General features: G+C 54.4%; 1 protein-coding gene. It reads right to left on the reverse strand.

Annotated features, from left to right (window positions below; all coding sequences use genetic code 11):
- Window positions 1–20: 20 nt before the first annotated feature.
- The coding region (locus tag ABFY71_RS19400; protein ID WP_431021562.1) for a hypothetical protein at window positions 21–237 on the reverse strand (217 nt) is incomplete at its 5' end.

A 237-nucleotide genomic window follows, 5' to 3' on the forward strand; every position in this document is an offset into this window, starting at 1 on the left:
GGCGACAACGCGCCGATGGCTTACATCGAGCTGGTTGATCGTTCAGAGAAAGCAGAAGCTGCTGCAGAGTAATCTGCAGTAACGTAAAAAAACCCGCCTCGGCGGGTTTTTTTTATGGTTTTCTCCCTCTCCCTGTGGGAGAGGGTTGGGGTGAGGGCATCAGGCCGCGCTATACTTAAAAACCTCAGCCTTTCCCCGCCTTCGCCAGCTCCTTCACCAGCGGCAGCATCACTTTCA

This window comes from Devosia alba (genome assembly GCF_039938915.1).
GTDB classification, from domain to species: domain Bacteria; phylum Pseudomonadota; class Alphaproteobacteria; order Rhizobiales; family Devosiaceae; genus Devosia; species Devosia alba.